This window comes from Collinsella aerofaciens, from assembly GCF_964243765.1.
In the GTDB taxonomy this organism is placed as follows: Bacteria; Actinomycetota; Coriobacteriia; order Coriobacteriales; family Coriobacteriaceae; genus Collinsella; species Collinsella aerofaciens_BU.
The window spans coordinates 16,721-37,562 of the sequence record NZ_CAXTGI010000005.1 but is presented as its reverse complement, the minus strand read 5'-3'; the positions used below and the strand labels follow the sequence as shown (position 1 = coordinate 37,562).

Sequence of the window (20,842 nt, the reverse complement as noted above, 5' to 3'; positions counted from 1 at the left end):
ATGCGCCGCAACGACCGTTACGACACCAAGGACCAGCTATGGCAACACTCTCCGAACAAGAACGTAAGCGCATCCAGCGATACTGCATTTGCCCAAAGGTTGCCGGCGCGGCGCTTGCCATGGCATTCGTGCTGCCCTTATCGATCATTCCTTTCGAAATGGTCGACGACATCGTCTTCCATCACGAAGGCTTCCAAGAGACAGGCATGATGACCGCCTTGGTGCTCACCGCCATCGAGCTCGTTATATTCTGCTACTGCGCTCTCGCCCCGCGCTTTGGCATGCGTGGCAAGCAGTGGAGGGAAATGCAGCGCCGGCTCGCCGTCGAGCAGAGCGAAAAAGACCGCTCGGCACAGATCGCAGGCGTTGTTGGCACGCAGGCCGCCGCGCGTCTGCTCAAGAACAGTGACGGCGAGACCGCGCGCAACCTGGGCGGCGCGGCACAAGTCGCCGCTGCCGTAGGCGCTGTCGCCACAGCGGCAGACGTTCTTGCCGAAAGCCTTGCCAACGCAAAGGCCATGGCAGAGGCCTGTGGCGTGCCTATCCCCCGTGCAAAAAAGTGGATCGTCGCGCTTGTGGCACTGCCCCTCGCAATCGTGTGCGGCGCCTATATCCCGCAGCTGGCGCAGGGAAACATCGAGATGCAGGAGAACGCCGCGGCCGCGGCCGAACAGATCGCCATCGCCCGCAAGGCATTAGAGCCCGCATGCGAGTACGTGTCCGCCGATGACCCCTACGAGCGATATCAAGATTACGGCTATCATGTCCGCGGCTATCTGCACGAAGGCGACTCCGACGCCCAGAAGACCTATACGTATCTGGACTTTGACAACAAGGGGACACTCAAGGAAGTGAGCTACGTGGCAGAGGTCGACCCCAGCGCGAGCCTTGAGGATAACCTTGCTCGCATCGAACGCGAGCTTGACGAGCTTTCCTCTGCCGTTCAAACCGTTGACGTCAAGACGGTGAGCCCCGAGCTCCTGGCACCGCAGAAACTCCCCGAAGAGTTTAGGCAGGCATTTTTGAACGGCTCACTCTACGAGAGAATCTCTATCAGGACGAGTGACGACCCCGTCAAAACGTATTATTCGTTTGACACGGAACCCGAGGACGAGTTTGACGAGTACACCCATCCAAGTATCCGCATCACGCTGATGGGCAAAACAAACTAAAAGGCGCGGGAAGGGCCACCCCCTTCCCGCGCCTTTTCTCGCATGTGACAAAGAGACTGTCCCTTTGTCGCATCATTCGGAGCGTAGGGCTTCCACGGGATCTTTCTTGGATGCGCTGCGGGCCGGCAGCAGGCCGGCAACGACCGTCAGCAACACCGAAATTGCAATGAGCATCAGCGCATCCCGCAGGGGCAGACTCATCAGATCGGGTACCTGCTTGGCGGCAAGTGCCCAGGCATTAACCGGAAAGCTCACGGTCACTACGACGACAATGGCAAAGACGCCGGCAATGAGGCCTTCGATAAAGGTCTCGGCGTTGAACACGTTGGCCACGTTGCGCTTGGACGCGCCGATCGCGCGCAGGATGCCAATCTCCTTTTTGCGCTCCAACACACTGATGTAGGTGATGATGCCGATCATGATGGAGCTCACCACCAGACTGATACTCACGAATGCGATGAGCACCAAGCTGATGGTGTTCACGATGTCGGTCACCGAGCCCATGATGATGCCCATGTAGTCGGTATACGAGATTGCCTGCTCATCGTGACCAGCGGCTTTGACCTGTTTGTTGTACGCATCGATGCGATCGAGAACGCGCTCCTTGGCCTCAAAGTCACGCGGGAAAATCTTGACCGAGATGGGGTCCGCCTCGTCCGCATAGCCCAACGTGGTCAGATTGTTGTCGTAGGTGAGCTTCGATGCCTTGGCATAGCTCATCATGAGCGAACTCAGGTCCTCGGCGTCCATGTTGAAGTGGATGGCACGAGCAAAGGCGCCCGCATCCACACGCATAGCGCTCGCCAGGTTGGCAAAACTCGAAGACATCTGCGTCGCCATCTGGCCCATGAGCCCCGCCGCGCCCGCCTTGAGCTGGGCCGATACCGTTGTCGCAATCTGCTCGCTGATTGCCTTTGTCACCTGGTCCATAGACTGCTGCAAATACGGAGCCAGCCGCTTTTGCACATAGTCGCCCATCGCCTGCTGCAGACGCTCGGCCAGGGCATCGCCGCCGAGCGCTTTGAGCTGGGCCAGGATTTGCTGGGCTGCCGTATCACTCTCAAGATACGTCGAGAACGCGACGGCAAGCTTTGATGCGTCCTTAAGATCATCGGGCGACAGCGCCTTAAACTGATCAGACCGCAAAAAGCCCTCAAACAGCTGGTTGGCAAGCGTTCCCACCTGCTGCATTTGCTCGGGCGTGAGCTCCAGACCGTCAAAGATGCCCGAGAAATCTGGGGTTGGCGCTTTGGCCATGATGTCGCTGAAGTCGATGTCCTTACCAACGCCCGAAAGGTCAATGTTCAGCCCGGACAAATCAATACCAGAAAGGTCGATACCGCCGGTCGCACCCGAGAGCGCAGATGTATCGAACGAGAACGCGCTCTTGAGCGCCGCCTCGTCCACGCTGAACATGCTGCCCAGATCCACACCTTGCTTGGCCTCGCCCTGCAGTTCATCGAAAGACTTGCCGGTAAACACGTCTGTCTCGGGGTGGGCAAGCTGCTCTTGCACAATCTGCGAATTGGCAGCGCGTTCCATAAGCTGGCGAGTCAGCGCATGCGTATAGGCAATGCCCGGGGACAACGCGCTCGCGTTGGCCGTCTCGTTGGGTCGCACCACGCCCACAATGCGCACGTCAATGCCGTCGGCAACCTTGGTCGCCATAAAGTCGGCATCGCTAGACATGTCAGTCCACATGCCGGTCTCTTCGTTTTTGCGATAGGCATCGGACGGCGACAGCACCTTAAACGTCGTGGACAGCGCATCGTCGTAGGTAAAGTCGGTGCCGGCCTTGGGCGTCTCGACCTTGCCGTCGGCCGTCATGGCACTGTTAACCAGGTCGTTGAGCTCATCGATATCCAGCGCACCGATGCTATAGAGCGTGTAGTCACCCACCGTGCCGCGGCTCGAAAGCACCATCACGGCCTCGTTGGCAGACGTAGGCCAATGGCCGGCAACGACATCGTACTGGCTGTCGAGCAGGCTCTGGTCGTCAATCATCTCGTTAAAGACCGAGGTCCCCATGGAATCCATGCTCACCGTTGCCGCCGAACTTGCGCCGCCGCTCATGGCCTCGGTCATAGCGTTGGGGACAAGCCGGACAGGCTTCTCGTCGCCCTTGCTCGAACGATAGACAACCGGCGTCACGCCGTAGCCGTACTGGATAGCGTTGACCTCTTTGTCGATACCGTCGCCGCCGTCGTCAAGCCATGCCTTAAAGCTCGTCATATCGTTAGATTTAACGCTTGCGAACATGTCCTTTACGGCCGTGACCACGGGGATCTTATCGGTTCCCTTAGCCTTGCCACCGGTAGCGTCCTCAGACAAGTCCTCGCCCTTGGACGCCTCCCCATCCGTAGTCCCATCTCCGCCCATCATGGACGACAGGTCATAATCTTGTTTGGAAATCGTGAGCGGGTAGCTCGAAAGCGTGTCCTCCTCGACCTTTTTGATGTAGCCGTTTACGCCGTTGGACAGCGCCAGGATCGCCGCGATGCCGATAATGCCAATCGAACCTGCAAAGGCCGTCATGGCCGTGCGGCCCTTCTTGGTCATGAGGTTTCGGGCAGAAAGCCCCAGCGCCGTCACAAAGCTCATCGAGGTTTTACGTGTGGGCTTTGCCTCGCGACGCGCAGCCGTGGCAGCATCAAAGGGATCAGAATCATCGATGATCTTACCGTCGGCTAGGCTGACGATGCGCGTGGCGTACTTGTACGCCAGCTCGGGATTGTGCGTGACCATAATGACCAGGCGCTCCCGCGCAACGTCCTTGAGCAAATCCATGACCTGCACGGAAGTCGTTGAGTCCAAGGCGCCGGTCGGCTCGTCAGCCAGCACAATCTCAGGGTCGTTAATCAGGGCGCGGGCGATGGCAACGCGCTGCATCTGTCCACCCGAAAGCTGGCTCGGGCGCTTGTCAACGTGCTCGCCCAGGCCAACTGCCTCGAGCGCCTTGCGCGCACGCTGGCGGCGCTCGGCACGCCCCGCGCCCGTGAGCGTAAGCGCCAGCTCCACGTTTTCCAAAATGGTCTGATGCGGAATGAGGTTATAGCTCTGGAACACAAAGCCGATGCGGTTGTTGCGATAGGCATCCCAATCGCGATCGTGAAAGTCCTTGGTCGAAATACCGTCGATCAGCAGATCGCCCGAGTCAAAGTGGTCGAGTCCGCCGATAACGTTGAGCATCGTAGTTTTACCCGAGCCCGAGGGGCCCAAAATGGCCACGAACTCGTTATCGCGAAAAGACAGGTTTACGTTGTCGAGCGCCACTTGCGTAAACGACTGCGTAACGTACCTTTTGCAAATATCTTTGAGATCCAGCATGGACGGCAACCTCTCCCCCGCGGGTGCACTCACCCGCTCTCCCCCGCCGTTCACATTCGACGCGTTTGCCCTACTCTATCCCCATTTTTGGCCTGCTCCAGTGAGAAATGTAACGTACTGCCCCAAAAACGAACGGGACGGCACGCCACGTGGCGCACCGTCCCGCACTTATCATCGATGATGTGACAAAGGGACTGTCCCTTTGTCACATTCGCACCTACTGCTCGCTCTTCGCGAGTGCCTGATCGATCAGTTTGTTGAGCGCCTCGCGCTGCTCAGCGGAGTTGATGCCGCCCATGATCGGCTCTCCCACAATGTTGCCGTTCTGGTCGATCACGTAGGTGGTCGGGAACGAGTACAGGTTGGAGGTGAACTTTCCGGCCTCGCTGTCCGACTTAAACCAGATGTTCTTATACGTCACGCCCTTCTTGGAAAGCACGTCCTTAGCATCGGCCACCTCGTCTTTGTTGCCATCGAGCGTAAAGGAATTAACGCCCACGACCTGGCCGCCCTTCTCGGCAAGCTCCTTGTTGAGCTTCTCCAGATCGCCCAGCTCTCCCACGCACGGCTTGCAGGTGGTAAACCAGAAGTTCATGACGGTGACCGTGTTCTTGGAGAACAGCTCGTCGCTGTTTACATCGTTGCCGTCCAAGTCCTTGCCCTTAAAGCTGGGGAACTTCGTCTCCCCGCTCTCGCCGTTGGTCATGCCTGCGGTCGAGGCATCGACGCTCTCACCCTCGCCGGGCGTGCTGCCGCATCCGGGAAACTCCTTCTCCAGCGCCATGAGCTTATCCTCGATCTCCTTGACCTGCTGCGCGCCGGCCTTAAGCGTCTTGAGCTCGTCAGCCGTAAACTGATCCTTGGCGCCGTCGATAGTCTTGAGCAGGAAATCGCCGTAATTGCTACCGTCCTCAATCATTGCCGAGTCTTTATTTGCCGCATTGAATACCTTTTCCCATAGGGCGTTATCGCTCGCAAAGATCTCGTTTTCCTTTTGCAGCAGCTGCTGGTACAGGTCGGCCGCCTCCTCGGCGCTCGACGGCTTTTGCGCTATAAGCTCGGCAATCTGCGCATCGCCGCTCGTGGCATCCTTCGCGTCGCCCTTGGGGGCAGAGCACGCCGCGAGAGTCAGCGCCAGCACGGGCAGCATCAACAAGGCCGCAATTTTTGATAGTTTCATGGTTCCTCCGTTTATATCGAAACTTATATAGGTACCTATTTGTTTTCGCAGGCTTGCGCGGGCTGCGCGGGTTTGTCGCCCGTCACACCCAGCCCATAGCGAAAGCTAATAGCATCGACGGGGCACGCGCCCACGCATTTGCCGCAACGAATGCACTCGGCATGGTTGGGCGTACGCGTAACGTCCACGTCCATTTGACACACCTTGGCGCACTTGCCGCACGAAACGCATTTGCACTGGTCAACCTGGATCCCCAGCAAAGACACCTTGTTCATGAGTGCATAAAACGCACCGAGGGGGCAAACCCATTTGCAGAAGGGGCGGTAGAACAGCACGCTCAGCACCGCAACCACAATGAGGATCGCGAGCTTCCAGGTAAAGAGCTTTCCCAGCGCGGAGCGGATTCCCGTATTCATGATGGACAGCGGAATCGCGCCCTCGAGCACACCCTGCGGGCAGATGTACTTGCAAAAGAACGGGTCGCCCATACCCACATCGTTAACCACCAAGACGGGCAGCAGCACCACGGCAAACAGCAGCACGGCATACTTGATGTACGTGAGCGGCTTGAGCTTTTTCGTGGAGAGCTTTTTGCTGGGAATCTTATGCAGAAGCTCTTGCAGCCATCCAAACGGGCACAAAAAGCCGCATACAAAACGCCCCAGTAGCACGCCGATTAGAATGAGCGTTCCGGTCACGTAATACGAGAAGCTAAACTTAGACGATCCCACCACCGACTGAAACGACCCGATGGGGCACGCACCCGAGGCCGCCGGACACGAGTAGCAGTTGAGCCCCGGCACGCAGACGGCTTTGCCCGCCCCCTGGTAGATGCCCCCCTTGGCAAAGTTAGGCAGGTGAATATTGGTCGCAAGCGTCGCCGCCGCCTGAATCAATCCGCGGAATCTCGCCAAAAGATGCGATGCAGTGTTTTTTCTTTTATCCAATTCCGATACACTCCAAGCACAGCCTGATTGCCTTGGCCAGCACGGCATCTGCCTCGCCGCGCATAACGCCAAAGCACACCATGGCAATTCCGACGATCAACAAAGCGACCTGTACCACGGGTTTTACCGCTTTGAACAATCCGACCACTCCTTTCGTTACGCGACCATTGGACCATATCGACTATAAAATCCGTGTTAAGCGCGATTTGGAATGTGCAAGGAGACTGTTATGCGTATTTTGATCGTCGAAGACGAGCGAGCACTGTGCGACACGATCGCACGCAGTTTGCGAAACTTGGCGTACAGCGTCGACTGCTGTCACGACGGACAGGAGGCGCTCGACCTACTGAACGTTGAGGCCTTCGACCTCGTGGTACTCGACCTCAACCTTCCCCGTATCGACGGCACGGCCGTACTCAGGGAACTTAGGAAAACTGACTGCGAAACTAAGGTACTGATTCTGTCCGCACGTGGCGAAGTATCCGACAAAGTCGCCGGACTTGATGCCGGCGCCAACGATTACCTCACCAAGCCGTTTCATCTGGACGAGCTTGCGGCAAGGATTCGCAGCCTTACCCTCAGACGCTTTACACAAAGCGACATAGTTTTAACCTGCGGAAAGCTCAGCTTTGACACCAAGGCGCGCATCGCTTCCGTGGACAGCGAGGCTCTATCTCTTACGCGCAAGGAAACGGGAATCTTGGAATACCTGATGCTTAATCAGGGGCGGCCGGTAAGTCAAGAGGAGCTTATCGAGCACGTTTGGGATAGCAGCGTGAACAGCTTTAGCAACGCAACCCGCGTTCACATCTCGTCACTCCGCAAAAAGCTACGCATCGTTTTGGGATACGACCCGATTCGCAATCGGATTGGAGAGGGCTATGTTATGGAGGATAGCGAATGAAAAGGCTTTCGCTGCAATGGCGCATAACGATTATGACGGCGCTGCTCACGTGCGCAGCGTGCGTGCTGACGAACTGCCTGGTCGGCTATACGGGTATGCGCTACATGGATGCCATCGGCAGCGACATCTCGGCCTTTAACGCAACCGGCGAAGATTCGCTCCAGGCGTTCGACCCAACGAAAGCAGCCCTCGATGACAAGGTCACGATCGTCGTAAACGACGCACAGGAGTCTTTTGGCACGACAGCCTGGTGCATCACGGCTGGAGTCACACTCCTTGGCGGCGCGCTGGCATACTTTGTGAGCGGCCGTGCACTCAAACCGCTACGGGCTTTTGCAGCTCAGGTTGAGCGTGTGCAACCTGACAACCTAAGCGAAATCAAACTCAATGAAGATGTGCCCACCGAGCTACAACGATGCAGCGCCTCTTTCAACGACATGATCGCTCGTCTTGGCGAAGGGTTCTCTGCACAGCGTCAGTTTACCGGCAACGCCGCACACGAGCTGCGCACCCCGCTCGCCCTTATGCAAGCACAGATTGAACTATTCATCTCCGAACACTCCGGTTTACAACCCGAAACAGCCGAGCTGCTCGACCTGTTACAAGAACAAACCGAGCGAATGTCGCAGATGACCAAGGTATTGCTCGAGATGAGTGAGCTCCGCAGCATTCCTTGCGAGGACGATGTTGAACTTGGTCCCTTGTCCGAAGAGGTCCTCACCGACCTTGCGCCACTTGCCGAAAATAAGGGCATAGCCCTCAATTGTGCTGGAGACGCTTTAGTAATCGGGAGCGACACGCTCCTCTATCGGCTGGTGTTTAACCTGGTCGAAAATGCCATCCGTTACAGCCGCCCCGGCTCGACTGTCAACGTGTCCATCTGCGGCAGCGACAGCCACGTGTTCCTGCGAGTCGAGGACCAGGGCCCGGGAATACCCAAGCAGTACCGTGAGAGCATCTTCCAGCCGTTCTTTCGTCTCGACAAATCCCGCAGCAGGGCATACGGCGGCGCAGGACTCGGACTAGCGCTTGTTTGGGAGATTGCAGCGCTTCACGGTGGCGCCGTAGAGGTCGAAGCAAGTTCCGAGAACGGGACCACCATGCTCGTAAGCCTTCCAAAACGATCTGCAGCGTCAACCGAACAGTAAAACAAAAGGGGGCCCGCACACGTTTGCGCGGGCCCCCTCTCCGTCAATGCAGTTCACCCAAAAGAGTAGAAGCTTACTCCCACTCGACCGTGCCGACGGGCTTCGGCGTGAGGTCGTAGCACACGCGGCAGATACCGGGGGCCTCCCTTTATACGTTCGGCACAATCGTAGGCGATACCCACAAATTCCAGTCCCGAGCAACAGGAGTACAATTGCTGCTATTGTTGCCACCTGATGGGAGATGGAAGATGGACTGCGATGGCTACCCATGCGTTCCCATGCCGTTGATGTGCACTGCCTTTGTGCCGGGGCAGATCGACGCTGCGGTTGCAGGCATTTCCGACCCCGATTCGCGCGCCATCGCCACGGCAGAAGCGCTGTACTTTCGCGGTCAGGCCACCCTCGCCGCCAAGACGGCGCGCCCCTATCTTGACGCCAGCGATCCCGCGCTGCGCTATTCCGCATGCTTTATCTGCGGATACGCCAGTCTGTCGCTCAACCGTATCGCCGACGCCCGCCGGTGCCTTGCTGGCATCCTCGATACGCCGGCCGACGAGGAATCGCCCGCCGTCCACGCCACGCATATCCTGTTCGCCTCGGCCGCGAGCGTCCTGCTGCACTTGCCTTCCCCGTATTCCGCCGAAGAGTTTTATCCGCTTGCAGCGCATCTGCCCGAAGGCCTGCGCCTGTTCGCCAGCTACGTGATGGCGCATGCCCTGTACCTGCGCGGCGAATATGGCCGCAGTCTGGGCATGGCGGAAAACGCCCTGATCATGAAACAGGGAAACTTTCCGATCTCGGAACTGTTCCTGCACCTGGCAGCTTCCATGGCCTGCATGAGTCTCAAGAACATCGACGCCGCAAAAACGCACTTCGGAGCTGCTTGGAACATTGCGCGCCCCGACGGCCTCATCGAGCTCATCGGTGAGCACCACGGCCTTTTGCAGGGGCTTATCGAGGCATGCCTAAAATCGCAATACCCTGACGATTTCGCACGCATCATCGAGATCACGTATCGATTCAGCTACGGCTGGCGGCGCATCCACAACCCTGATTCGGGCGAGGACGTTGCCGACGATTTAACGACCACAGAGTTCACCATGGCCATGCTCGCCTGCCGCGGATGGACCAACGCCGAAATCGCACGCCATATGGGAGTATCGCCGGGCACCGTCAAAAACCGCCTATCCGGCGTATACGCAAAGCTTGGCATCGGCACACGCGCCGAGCTGGTCGCGCACATGTTGCGTTAGCGACCGGGCTGCCAAGCGCATCGAACGCGTTCCGGAACCCGGCGCTTCGCTCGATCAATTTGGACATTTTGACCCTTGAACGGCACTACCGCCACGAAGCGGCTTCTCACAAAATTGGATTATTTCCACCGATACCTGCGGGATGGGAGCCCAAGATGCTTGATCGCCGTTCGTTGCTTGTTGCTGGAGCGTCCTCGCTAGCGAGCATTATGTTGCCGCGCGTGCCGGGAAGCGCAAACGCCTTCATATTGCCGTTTGCGCCCACCGAAGCCTATGCCGACGAAAAAGACCCCTTCAGGGTGCTCGTTCTCTCGCGCACCATGTTTGGTGTGGTCGTGGTCGACGTCGCCAACAAGAATACGCCCATCGCAGGTGCCCAGGTCACGCTCACATCGCGCTATGCCGCAGGCAAGCAGCTCACCGCCACGACCGATGACGAAGGCACGGCCATCTTTGAGGTCGCCCCTCTTTCGGAAGACTACGTGGACGAGGCAACGCTTCTCGACGCGTACGACTTTAACGGCGGCATCTCCATTAGCATGGCGGGCTACCGCGATGTCGAGATTCCCCTTGCGCGTATCCAGGGCGGCACCGCCATAACCGCGCCCACGCGTCCGCTGTCCGACGGCGAGCCGTACTTCCGCCAGCTCACATTCGACGAATGGGACATCCAGTACGCTGATGCCACGTTCATGGCATTGCCGAAGGACGACGCGGCAAACGACCAACCCGACACGCATGCCTTTATTGTACAGGCACATCTGCCACAGGGTGGACAGGCAACGCTGCACATCAACAAGGTAATGCCCGCCACGGGTAGCTCGCCCGAAACCGTCACGCAGATCGGCCAGATCAAGGCCAGCGCATCGGGCGCGGATAATCTGGCGACATTCACGCTGGAAGACAAGTTCCTCGATGCGGCATCGGGCCTTCTGGAGGAGGGGTGCAAGCTGTGCTTTGTCCTCGACTATCAGGGCAAAACCTACACGCTTTCATCCCCTATGGCCGTTGTCACCGCGCCGGCCGCAAAGGCAGAATCGGGCTCGACCACCATCATTCCCACCACCATGGACCAAGAGATCACTCCGTTTGATTTCCCAGCGGCGTTTCCCGGCATCGGCGGCAATAAGTTCACGTGCTGGATACCCACATTTCCGATCCTCTTCGATTTCTCGTTTGCCGGGTACGTACTGTTTGGCGGAGGATACAAACCAGCCAGCTATATGAACGATTCGGGCAATCCGGATCCGAAGTACTGGAAGAAGTCACCGCGTGAGTCGGGCGCCAAGCAGGCAAACCGCTACCTCGACGAGATGGAGGGGAAGTGGAATCAGTACAAGAGCATGAGTGCCGGTTCGGGCACCGATCCAAGGAACACCAAGCTCCTTCGCCACCATTGCACGCTGCTGTTCACGATGGATATCGCCACACAGCTGTACGGCTCGCTTGCCTACGATTGGGTGGGCAAAACCTGGGGTGACAACAACGACCCCGCATACGGCAATATTAAGGCCCTCTTCCAGGTAAGAACCGACCTCAACTGGACCGAACAGTTTACCTTGGGACCGGTGCCGTTTTTCCTAAACGTCAACCCCTGGGTGCTAGCGAAGCTGGCGTTCGCCGTAGGTGCCCATACGCACGGCAGCGGCGCAGCGTTTTTCAAAAACATATCGCTCGACTATTCCAACACGTCGGGCTCGTTCACTATCCAGATCGGGCTTGCCGTCACCTTTGGAGCCGGCGTTGCGGGCGTCGCCTCGTCTGCCGTGCGCGGCGCCGCATCCCTCACGCTGTTCATTGGGTACGAGAAGGCAGATGGACACCAGCTTCCGCGACTGCGCGTAGGTGCAGACGTCGATGTCGATGTGATACTCCAGTTCATAATGTTCAAGTGGACCACCAAGGCTTGGTCGGGGTCGTGGCCCACACTCATCGATTCGTGGAATATGTCGGTGAACAATTGCGACCAGTATGTGCTCCAGCGCTCTGAGCTCGCATTGGGTGGAGATACGCCTTACACGCTGGATGCCCACTTCGGCACGCCCGGCAACGCCGAGGCAGGTGGTATGCCGCAGTTTATCGCGTCGGCCACCATCGTCACCAATTCCGAGCTGCTCGCACGCGCCGAGGTTGCAGCCGCCGCGATAAACATCGCGCCTGTCGTGCGCGATTGGAATCAAGCGGTCACGCGCATTGAGCTCGAGGCGGATGCAGAAAGCGACGACACGGGACAGATCGAGCATTTCGTCCATGCACTGATAGAGGACGACGAAAACGCCGCGCCGATGTATGAGTACACCCACATCGGCCAGGCAACGAACGCCGTTGCGGACCCCAACGCCAATTCTGCCGGCGTATCGGAGGACGAGCGTGGCGGCATCAAGCCCTCGAGCGACAACGTGCTGTTTGCTGGCGTGCTCAGCGAAGCTCACATGAAGCTGGCAATGATTGCCGGCGTAGAATGCCTGTTCCGTATCGCCTCGGTGCGCTACGGCGACAATGGCCGCTCGCGCCTGGTGGTGCACACAAAGGCAAACGGCACGTGGTCCGCTCCCACGCCCGTGGACTATCCCCTTGGGTTTGGCGAGGGCGACGTGGAGCGCGACGGCATATTCGATTACGACTTCGACGTGGTGGAATATACAGACGGGAGGGGAAACCAGAACGCCTACGTGCTGCTGGTCTCGGGCGAGCGCCCCGCCGGCGACAACACCCTTTTCGATACGGCGAGCACATCCGGCATACTGTCCGTTGTGCGCCTGCGCATAAGCAACGACGGAGTTCGCGTGATATCGCACACGTCGTGGCGCAGCATCTCGCGCGGCCGTCTGCAAGAGGATGGCTACCATTGCCTGCAGTGCCCGCGTATCACGGTGGGTAAGACGCTGGTCGACGGACGCCTGTCGGGTGCCTACCTCCACCGCCGCGGAGCCACCGCAGAAAAGGCGCTCGGCAGCGAGGCTGAGGTTGCGCTTGAATGCTTTACCCTGTGGTCGGATGATTTGGGCGACAGCCTGACGTTCCGCCAAGTTCTTCGCTTTCCGCAGGCACCGTCGAGTATCGAGCTGGGCGAGCCCGAGAATATCAACGGCAAAATGGTGGTGCCCGTTGCGTACGAAACCGCAGACGGTTGCGGCTGCGCATCGTACGCCGTGATTGGCCAGTCCATTGCGGGCTGGGGCGTTATGCCACCAGACGCCACGGTACCCCATGCGGTGCCGTGGCCACAACATTCGGGCTTTTTGGCCACCGTCAACGAGCAGCTGCAGCATATTACTTGGACGCGAGGCGCATCGGCATTTGCAACGCAGCCCGTGGGTGCCGCAGGCTGTGGCCCGGCATCGTTTAGCGTAAGCAACAACGGCAGGTGCGTGCTCTATGTAGAGAACACCGATGGCAAGGTGGGACAAACCTACGACGAAGAAGGCAACCCGGTAGCAGTGATGGGCAAGCACTTCCGCATCTTCGCCAGCACCTTGACAGGCGATCTGTTCACGGAACCGTTCGTGATGTGCGAGCTGGACCATCCCGTCGATCAGATAACGACATTTTTGACGTCGGGAGGCATGCTCTCCGCGCTCGCCACGCACATTGTGAGCGCGGAGCAGAGCGAGGCAGAGCTGCACGGCATCGAAGTGCCCTTGGTGGCGTGTGCCACTCCGACGGGCGCGGTCGCCACCTCGGGCGCGGTGGTGCCCGGAGCAGCAGGCGAGTCCTTCATGGTCACGGTGCGAAACGACGGCAACACTTTGCTGACCGCCGGCACGATCGATCTGTACCGAGAGGGCTCCAGCCAGCCGTTCTCCAGCGTATCCATCGGATTCGGAGCGAACGCACGCATGGCTTCGATCCACGATCCGGAGCTTGCCGAAGACGCTTCGGCCAACGACATGGCACACGTGAAGTACGCGCTCGAGACGCTGGGCGCATGTTTTGCAACGCACCCGCTGGTAGCCGACAACGGCAACGCCGTGCTGGCACCGGGTTGCACGGCACAGTTCCGCATGAGCTTCGCTATCCCCGAGAGTTGGAGCGACGAAGTGGGCAAACGCGTGACGCTGTATGCGAAGGCGCGTGACCTGGTGGCGCTCGATCCCGTAACGCTCGAGGAAATTCGACCGGGTGCAAACTCGGCGCTGGGTGCCGTATTGCACGAGCTTCATGTGCCCGACGCGGCATGCGAGCGCTCAGAAGTGGAGGTCGGCGTATGCGACAGCGCGGATACGACAGGACTTCACGACGCCCCGATGACAGCAGACGGCGACGGTGGCTCGAGTGGCGGCGGTGCTGACGAGGGCGGCGGCTCCGGCGGAAGCAGCTCCGGCAGCGGCAAGGACCACGGCAATAACAAGTGCTCCGGAAAAGCGGGCGCACTTGCGGGCACGGGCGATGTCAACGCTCCCCTTACGGCAGCCGCTGCAGCACTCGCCGCGGCAGGCGCCGGCCTCGTCGCCTACAGCGCCCGCCGCACGGCGCTCGAAAAAGACACCGCCAATGAGGTCAATTCGGATAGGCCTCGCTAGCTCCTACTTACTTTTGTGAGAGGCGCCGACTCGGCTAATCGAACATCAAAATGGGCTGGTTCTGGATACCCAGAGCCGGCCCATTGCGCATTAGATGTCGTCTGAGGAGTCGAGTTCTGCCTCGAGCTTGGCACGGCGTCTTTTCGCCGTGAAAAACGTTGCACACAGGACAGCAAACGTGGCTGCGAAAATCGTCGCACCGCAGAACACGCCCGTGGCCAGGTTCGCCAACCAAAAGACGCTTTCGAGCGGTACGATCTGCGCCTCAGCGACACAGCGCATTGCGGCAATAACAAGCGCGAACGCGGCGCTTATGGAAACCATGTTCGCCATCGCCATGTGGACATAACAATTTCGATTCGCTATTCAAACTTACTCGGACAGAACCGACTCGGTTTTGTCCGAGTAAACTCGAGCATAAACTTGTTCATGCGATACAATTAACTCGGACAAAACCGAGTCGGAAGGAACCGAGTAAGTGGAATTCATTGGCAGGGAGCTTGAACTCGCCCGTATTAAGAAAACACTCAATGCGCCCGAGCAGCGCAATGTTCTCATTTACGGAAGGCGTCGCGTCGGCAAAAGTGAGCTCATCAAGCAGGCGCTAACCGATTTATCGGACGTCGCAACGATCTATTACGAGTGCCGCCAAACCTCCGAGGCAGACAACCTCGAGAGTCTGTCCGCCCTTGCTGCTGAAGCGCTAAGCTTTCCTCCGCTCGCCTTCACGGGCATCCGCGAGCTCATCGAATTTCTGTTTGCCCAAGCCAAAGACAAGAACATTACCCTCGTTCTCGACGAATACCCCTACTTGAGAGATGCGGTTAAAGGCTTAGACAGCATTCTCCAGACCTCAATCGACGCTCACAGGGAAGACTCACGTTTAAACATTGTCCTGTGCGGCTCCTATGTTGAGATTATGAAATCTCTCATCGAGCATGAAAGCCCCCTCTACGGGCGAATTGATCTCGCGCTTGAGCTTAAGCCCATGGATTACTTTGACGCTGCAAAGTTCTATCCCGCGTTCTCACCCGAGGACAAGGTGCGGCTCTATAGCGTTTTTGGCGGCATCCCCTTTTACAATCGCCTCATCGATCAGTCCCAAAGCGTACGCGACAATATCATCGAGCTCGTCACAGAACCTGGCGCCCGCTTAGAAAGCGAAGTACCGTCCTATCTCAACGCCGAGATCTCGAAGATGACCAACGCCAACGAAGTTTTCGGGGCTCTCGCACAAGGTTACTCCCGTTGGGGGGACGTGCTGGCACAGTCGCACGTCTCGAGCGGTCCGGCCATGGCAGACGTACTCGACAAGCTCATGTCACTCGAAATCGTCCAAAAGCGTGCACCCATCAACGACCCTACGAATAAGCGCAAGTCTGGCTACTTTGTGGTGGACCCACTTTCGCTCTTTTACTATCGCTACGTCTTCCGCAATGCTTCTGCGCGTCAGCTGCTCGACCCGGAAGTCTTCTATGATCGTCACGTCTCCCAAGACTTCGAGGAAAACTACACTCCACATATGTTCGAGGAGATCTGCCGTCAATACCTCGTACGGCAAAACAGGACTGGCAAGATCGAACCGGCTTTCGATGCCATAGGCAAGTACTGGTACGACGATCCCGCAAACAAAACGAGCGGCGAATTCGATGTGGTAACGCAAGACCCCGAGGGCTACGCATTCTACGAAGCAAAGTTCCGCAAATCCCCCGTCACGCAAAAAATGGTCGACGAGGAAATCACCCAAGTCGAGGCAACGGGGCTCAAATGCCATCGCTACGGATTCTTCTCCCGTTCGGGCTTCGAAGCTGACGAAAGCGATCGAACCGTCTTCATCGACCTGCCGCAGATGTTTGAATAGGACAGACCCCACCCGCATCCCAAGCATCCATTATCTGATCGAACTATTGTTCGATGGAATTCGTGTTGGTTGGAATCGCCCACGGCCTGGGCTATGCTACCTTGACTATCTATATGACTTAAACGCAGCAAAAGGAGCACCGAGAGAGCGAGTATGGCAAAAAACACCGCAAACTATGGTAACGACAGTATCCGCCAGCTCAAGGACGAGGAGCGCGTACGCCTGCGCCCCGCCGTCATCTTTGGCTCGGACGGACTCGATGGTTGCGCGCATGCCGCCTTCGAGATCCTGTCCAACGCCGTTGACGAAGCACGCCAGGGCTACGGCAAGCTCATCACCCTCACCGCCTTTCGCGATGGCTCTATCCAGGTAGAGGACAACGGCCGCGGCTGCCCGCTCGACTGGAACCCTTCCGAGAAGCGCTTTAACTGGGAACTCGTCTTTTGCGAGCTCTACGCCGGCGGCAAATACAACAACAACCAGGGCGGCGACTACGACTTCTCGCTCGGCACCAACGGCCTGGGCTCCTGCGCGACCCAGTACGCTTCTGAGTACATGGACGTCACGGTTTGGCGTGACGGTAACAAATACTCTCTGCACTTTAAGAAGGGTAAGGTCGTCGGCGCCAAAAAGAAGGCGCTCGAGATTGAGCCCAGCGACGAGAACCGCACCGGCACCACCATCAAGTGGCGCCCCGATCTTGAGGTCTTCACCTCCATCAGCATCCCCCACGATTGGTATCGCGAGACCATGCGCCGCCAGGCCGTGGTCAACGCCAACGTTACCTTCCGCCTGCGCATCGAGGGCGACGATGGCGAGTTTTCCGAAGAGGACTTTTGCTACCCCAAGGGCATCGAGGACTATGTGCTCGAGAAGGTCGGTGCCGACTACCTCACCGAGCCCTTCTTTATCGAGGCCGACCGCCGCGGTCGCGACCGCGAGGACCTGCCCGACTACAACGTCAAGATCACCGCGTGCATGTGCTTCTCGCGCACCTTCATGATGCAGGAGTACTACCACAACTCGTCATGGCTCGAGAACGGCGGTTCGCCCGAAAAGGCCGCCCGTAGTGCTCTGACCAGCGCCATCGATGCCTACATCAAGCAACAGGGCAAGTACAACAAAAACGAGAGCGGCATTAAGTGGCAGGACGTCCAGGACTGTCTGGTGCTGGTGACCAACTGCTTCTCCACCCAGACGTCCTACGAAAACCAGACTAAGAAGGCCATCAATAACCGCTTTATCCAGCAGGCGATGACGGCATTCTTTAAGGAGCGCCTCTCGACCTATCTGATCGAGAACAAAGACGCCGCCAACAAGATCATGGAGCAGGTGCTCATCAACAAGCGCTCGCGCGAGAACGCCGAGAAGACGCGCCAGAGCATCAAGACCAATCTGCAACAGAAGACCGACATGGCCAACCGCGTGCAGAAGTTCATCGACTGCCGCTCCAAAGACAAGGACCGTCGCGAGATCTACATCGTAGAGGGCGACTCGGCAGCAGGCGCCATCCGCACCTCGCGCGATGCCGAGTTCCAGGGCGTTATGCCCGTTCGCGGTAAGATCCTCAACTGCCTGAAGGAGGACTACCCGCGCATCTTTAAGTCCGACATCATCATGGACCTCATGCGCGTGCTGGGCTGCGGCGTAGAGATCAAGGACAAGCGCATCAAGAACCTCGGTGCTTTTGACCTGGATAATCTCAACTGGAACAAGGTCATTATCTGTACGGACGCCGACGTCGACGGTTATCACATCCGCACGCTTGTGCTCACCATGCTCTATCGCCTGGTGCCCACGCTTATCGACGAGGGCTACGTGTATATCGCCGAGTCGCCGCTCTACGAGATCAACTGCAAAGAGAAGACCTACTTTGCCTACACCGAGCTCGAGAAGAACGGCATCCTCAAGGAGATTGGCGACCAGAAGTGCTCGATCAACCGCTCCAAGGGTCTTGGTGAGAACGATCCGGACATGATGTGGCTCACCACCATGAACCCCGAGACGCGCCGCCTGATCAAGGTAGAACCCGAGGACGTCACCAAGATGGAGACCATGTTCAACCTGTTGCTGGGCAACGACGAGACGGGCCGCAAGCGTCACATCTCCGAGCACGGCAAGGAATACCTGGACCAGCTGGACCTGCAGTAGCAGCAAATCGATAACGACGGCCCATAAGAAGTTCAAGAGGAAATCGTGGCAAAGAAGAAGACGAAGAACCAGCCCAAGAAAAAGCAGGTCAACGCCGAGAACGTCATCGGCCTGCACTCCGAGGTCACCGATCAGCCGATCACGCAGACGCTCGAGGTCAACTACATGCCCTACGCTATGAGCGTCAACGTCTCGCGTGCGTTCCCCGAGATTGACGGCTTTAAGCCCTCGCACCGCAAGCTGCTCTACACCATGTACAAGATGGGTCTGCTCAAGGGCGAGCGCCAGAAGAGCGCCAACATCGTGGGCCAGACCATGAAGCTCAACCCGCACGGCGACGCCGCGATCTACGAGACGATGGTGCGCCTGGCCACCGGCAACGAGGCGTTGCTCGCCCCCTTCGTTGAGTCGAAGGGCAACTTTGGCAAGTACTATTCGGGCGACCTGAGCTACGCCGCCTCGCGCTATACCGAGGCCAAGCTCTCCCCCATTAGCGCCGAGATCTTCAAGGACATCGACAAGGACCCGGTCGACTTCGTCGACAGCTACGACGGCGCCATGAAGGAGCCACGCCTGCTGCCCACCACGTTCCCCAACATCCTCGTCTCGGCCAACAAGGGCATCGGCGTCGCCATGGCATCCGATATCTGCGGTTTCAACCTCAACGAGGTCTGTACCGCCACAATGCATTACCTGCAGGATCCCGACTGCGACCTGCTCGAATACATGCCCATGCCCGACTTCTCGACCGGCGGCGAAATTATCTACCGCCGCGAGGAGATGGAAAAGATAATCGAGACCGGCCTTGGCAGCTTCCAGATCCGCTCCCGCTGGCGCTGGATTCCCGAAGAGCGCATCATCGAGGTCTACGAGATCCCCTACACCACCAAAACCGATGTCATCATCGAGCGCATCGTCAAGCTCTCCAAAGAGGGCAAGGTCAAGGAGATTGCCGACATCCGCGACGAGACCGACCTCTCGGGTCTGCGCATCGCCATCGACCTTAAGCGCGGTGTCGACCCCGACAAGCTCATGGCGAAGCTCTATCGCTCGACCACGCTGCAGGATTCGTTCTCGTGCAACTTTAACGTGCTGGTCGACGGCTATCCCCGCGTTATGGGCGTGCGCCAGATCCTGCACGAGTGGGTCAAGTGGCGTATTGAGTCCACGCGTCGCCGCATTAACTTTGACCTGGGCAAAAAGTCCGAGCGTCTGCACCTGCTGCACGGCCTCGAGGCAATTCTGCTCGACATCGACAAGGCCATCGCCATCATCCGCGGCACTAAGCTCGAGGCCGAGGTCGTGCCCAACCTTATGAAGGGTTTCGACATCGACGAGACCCAGGCCGAGTTTGTTGCCGAGCTCAAGCTCCGCAACATCAACGAAGAGTACATTCTCAACCGCACCAAGGACATCGCCAAGCTCGAGGGCGAGATTGCCGAGCTTGAGGAGATCCTCTCCAGCGAAGAGAACATCAAGAAGGTCATCAGCGACGAGCTGGCAGCGGTCAACAAGAAGTACGTGATGCCGCGCCGCACGGGCAGGATTGAACCCCATGAGGTCATCGAGGTAAGCTTGGAGCCCGAGGTCGAGGAGTACCCGGTCACCATCATGCTCTCGCGCGACGGCTACCTTAAGAAGATGACGGACCGCGTGCTCAAGAAGGCGACCACGCTCAAGTACAAGGACGGCGACAAACCCTTTATCGAGTTCCCGTCCTCCAACACCCACGAGCTGCTGGTCTTTACCAATAAGAGCCAGGTGTACAAGTGCAAGGTTTCGGCGTTTGAGGACACCAAGTCGGCCCAACTGGGCTCGTACCTGCCGACCGATCTTGAGATGGAACCCGACGAGAGTGTCATCTGGGTCATCGACCCCGAGGATTACAAGGCCGATGTGCTGTTCGTCTTTGAGAACGGCCGCGTGGTGCGCGTCGCGCTTTCTGGATACGTCACCAAGACCAACCGCAAGCGCCTCAAGAACGCCATCTACGGCGGCAGCAAGCTGCTGTATGCGCAGGTGCTCAAGGAAGACCGCGACCTCGCGCTGGTCTCGAGCGACTACCGCCTGATGAACTTCAACACGTCGCTGCTCAAGACCAAGACGACCACCAACACGCAGGGCGTCCAGGCTTTCACGGCCAAGAAGGGCCGCTCGGTCACCACTGTCGGCACGACCGAGGAGATTCTTGGCGCCGGCGTCTCGGCCGAGAAGTTCACCGCGCAGAGCCTGCCCTCTGCCGGTGCCCTCATGAAGGAAAACGACATGCCGAGTTTGTTTGACTAGGACGACGGCGACCAAACCGTCATGGTTTAACTAAGCAGCGGGGCCCGGAGCGCAGTAAACGCTGCGCCCTGGGCCCCATGCATTACACCA

The 20,842-nt window shown here is 58.3% G+C and carries 13 protein-coding genes and 1 pseudogene; 8 read left to right on the top strand and 6 right to left on the bottom strand.

Annotated features, from left to right (window positions below; translation table 11 throughout):
* Nucleotides 1-38 precede the first annotated feature (38 nt).
* The gene (locus tag ACESSC_RS04825) at nt 39-1,172 is read left to right on the top strand and encodes a hypothetical protein (protein ID WP_373161535.1); all 1,134 of its coding nucleotides are present in this window, start codon (nt 39-41) and stop codon (nt 1,170-1,172) included.
* A gap of 72 nt (nt 1,173-1,244) precedes the next feature.
* Here ACESSC_RS04825 and ACESSC_RS04820 read toward each other — a convergent pair whose 3' ends face one another.
* The 4 genes from ACESSC_RS04820 to ACESSC_RS09785 all read right to left on the bottom strand — a co-directional run bounded on the left by ACESSC_RS04820 (nt 1,245) and on the right by ACESSC_RS09785 (nt 6,690).
* The gene (locus ACESSC_RS04820; RefSeq protein ID WP_373161533.1) at nt 1,245-4,499 is read right to left on the bottom strand and encodes an ABC transporter ATP-binding protein/permease; all 3,255 of its coding nucleotides are present in this window, start codon (nt 4,497-4,499) and stop codon (nt 1,245-1,247) included.
* Between the two features lie 217 nt (nt 4,500-4,716).
* Nucleotides 4,717-5,679 carry a redoxin domain-containing protein gene (locus ACESSC_RS04815; RefSeq protein ID WP_373161532.1) on the bottom strand — a complete coding sequence of 321 codons (963 nt, stop codon included), beginning with the start codon at nt 5,677-5,679 and terminating at the stop codon, nt 4,717-4,719.
* Between the two features lie 35 nt (nt 5,680-5,714).
* Nucleotides 5,715-6,575, bottom strand: coding sequence for a 4Fe-4S binding protein (locus tag ACESSC_RS04810; RefSeq protein ID WP_443985204.1), 861 nt, complete (start codon nt 6,573-6,575; stop codon nt 5,715-5,717).
* A 43-nt stretch (nt 6,576-6,618) separates the two neighbouring features.
* Nucleotides 6,619-6,690: a CD1871A family CXXC motif-containing protein gene (locus ACESSC_RS09785; RefSeq protein WP_254179316.1), complete on the bottom strand. Its 72-nt coding sequence runs from the start codon at nt 6,688-6,690 to the stop codon at nt 6,619-6,621.
* A gap of 147 nt (nt 6,691-6,837) precedes the next feature.
* Between ACESSC_RS09785 and ACESSC_RS04800 the strand changes: the two genes are divergently transcribed.
* Both ACESSC_RS04800 and ACESSC_RS04795 read left to right on the top strand, forming a co-directional pair.
* Nucleotides 6,838-7,530, top strand: a complete 693-nt coding sequence (locus ACESSC_RS04800; RefSeq protein WP_217107620.1) for a response regulator transcription factor — start codon at nt 6,838-6,840, stop codon at nt 7,528-7,530.
* Nucleotides 7,527-8,678, top strand: coding sequence for a HAMP domain-containing sensor histidine kinase (locus ACESSC_RS04795; protein ID WP_373161527.1), 1,152 nt, complete (start codon nt 7,527-7,529; stop codon nt 8,676-8,678). Before ACESSC_RS04800 ends, ACESSC_RS04795 begins: the two co-directional genes overlap by 4 nt.
* A gap of 73 nt (nt 8,679-8,751) precedes the next feature.
* On the opposite strand, the pseudogene ACESSC_RS04790 reads toward ACESSC_RS04795, so the two are convergent.
* Nucleotides 8,752-8,817: pseudogene (locus tag ACESSC_RS04790) on the bottom strand (hypothetical protein); the annotation flags it as partial.
* A 109-nt stretch (nt 8,818-8,926) separates the two neighbouring features.
* Here ACESSC_RS04790 and ACESSC_RS04785 point away from each other — a divergent pair.
* Together ACESSC_RS04785 and ACESSC_RS04780 are read left to right on the top strand one after the other, a co-directional pair.
* Nucleotides 8,927-9,931, top strand: a complete 1,005-nt coding sequence (locus ACESSC_RS04785; RefSeq protein WP_373161525.1) for a helix-turn-helix domain-containing protein — start codon at nt 8,927-8,929, stop codon at nt 9,929-9,931.
* Nucleotides 9,932-10,086: 155 nt separating this feature from the next.
* Nucleotides 10,087-14,454 (top strand): hypothetical protein, encoded by a 4,368-nt coding sequence (locus ACESSC_RS04780; RefSeq protein ID WP_373161523.1) that lies wholly within the window; start codon nt 10,087-10,089, stop codon nt 14,452-14,454.
* A gap of 90 nt (nt 14,455-14,544) precedes the next feature.
* On the opposite strand, the gene ACESSC_RS04775 is transcribed toward ACESSC_RS04780, so the two are convergent.
* A complete protein-coding gene (locus tag ACESSC_RS04775) occupies nt 14,545-14,778 on the bottom strand; it encodes a hypothetical protein (protein WP_117798071.1) in 234 nt (77 codons plus the stop codon).
* Between the two features lie 154 nt (nt 14,779-14,932).
* On the opposite strand from ACESSC_RS04775, the gene ACESSC_RS04770 reads away from it, so the two are divergent.
* From ACESSC_RS04770 to ACESSC_RS04760, 3 genes are all read left to right on the top strand, one after another.
* The gene (locus ACESSC_RS04770) at nt 14,933-16,315 is read left to right on the top strand and encodes an ATP-binding protein (RefSeq protein WP_117655545.1); all 1,383 of its coding nucleotides are present in this window, start codon (nt 14,933-14,935) and stop codon (nt 16,313-16,315) included.
* 153 nt (nt 16,316-16,468) lie between these two features.
* On the top strand, nt 16,469-18,466 hold the full coding sequence (locus ACESSC_RS04765; RefSeq protein WP_373161521.1) for a DNA gyrase/topoisomerase IV subunit B: 1,998 nt from the start codon (nt 16,469-16,471) through the stop codon (nt 18,464-18,466).
* Between the two features lie 45 nt (nt 18,467-18,511).
* A complete protein-coding gene (locus tag ACESSC_RS04760; protein WP_373161518.1) occupies nt 18,512-20,752 on the top strand; it encodes a DNA gyrase subunit A in 2,241 nt (746 codons plus the stop codon).
* The last annotated feature ends 90 nt before the right edge of the window (nt 20,753-20,842 follow it).

Bases quoted from the DNA above. Each gene is read 5' to 3' on its own strand.
- ACESSC_RS04825 (WP_373161535.1), top strand. From the start codon at position 39: ATGGCAACACTCTCCGAACAAGAACGTAAGCGCATCCAGCGATACTGC.
- ACESSC_RS04820 (WP_373161533.1), bottom strand. From the start codon at position 4,499: ATGCTGGATCTCAAAGATATTTGCAAAAGGTACGTTACGCAGTCGTTT.
- ACESSC_RS04815 (WP_373161532.1), bottom strand. From the start codon at position 5,679: ATGAAACTATCAAAAATTGCGGCCTTGTTGATGCTGCCCGTGCTGGCG.
- ACESSC_RS04800 (WP_217107620.1), top strand. From the start codon at position 6,838: ATGTGCAAGGAGACTGTTATGCGTATTTTGATCGTCGAAGACGAGCGA.
- ACESSC_RS04795 (WP_373161527.1), top strand. From the start codon at position 7,527: ATGAAAAGGCTTTCGCTGCAATGGCGCATAACGATTATGACGGCGCTG.
- ACESSC_RS04785 (WP_373161525.1), top strand. From the start codon at position 8,927: ATGGACTGCGATGGCTACCCATGCGTTCCCATGCCGTTGATGTGCACT.
- ACESSC_RS04780 (WP_373161523.1), top strand. From the start codon at position 10,087: ATGCTTGATCGCCGTTCGTTGCTTGTTGCTGGAGCGTCCTCGCTAGCG.
- ACESSC_RS04775 (WP_117798071.1), bottom strand. From the start codon at position 14,778: ATGGTTTCCATAAGCGCCGCGTTCGCGCTTGTTATTGCCGCAATGCGC.
- ACESSC_RS04765 (WP_373161521.1), top strand. From the start codon at position 16,469: ATGGCAAAAAACACCGCAAACTATGGTAACGACAGTATCCGCCAGCTC.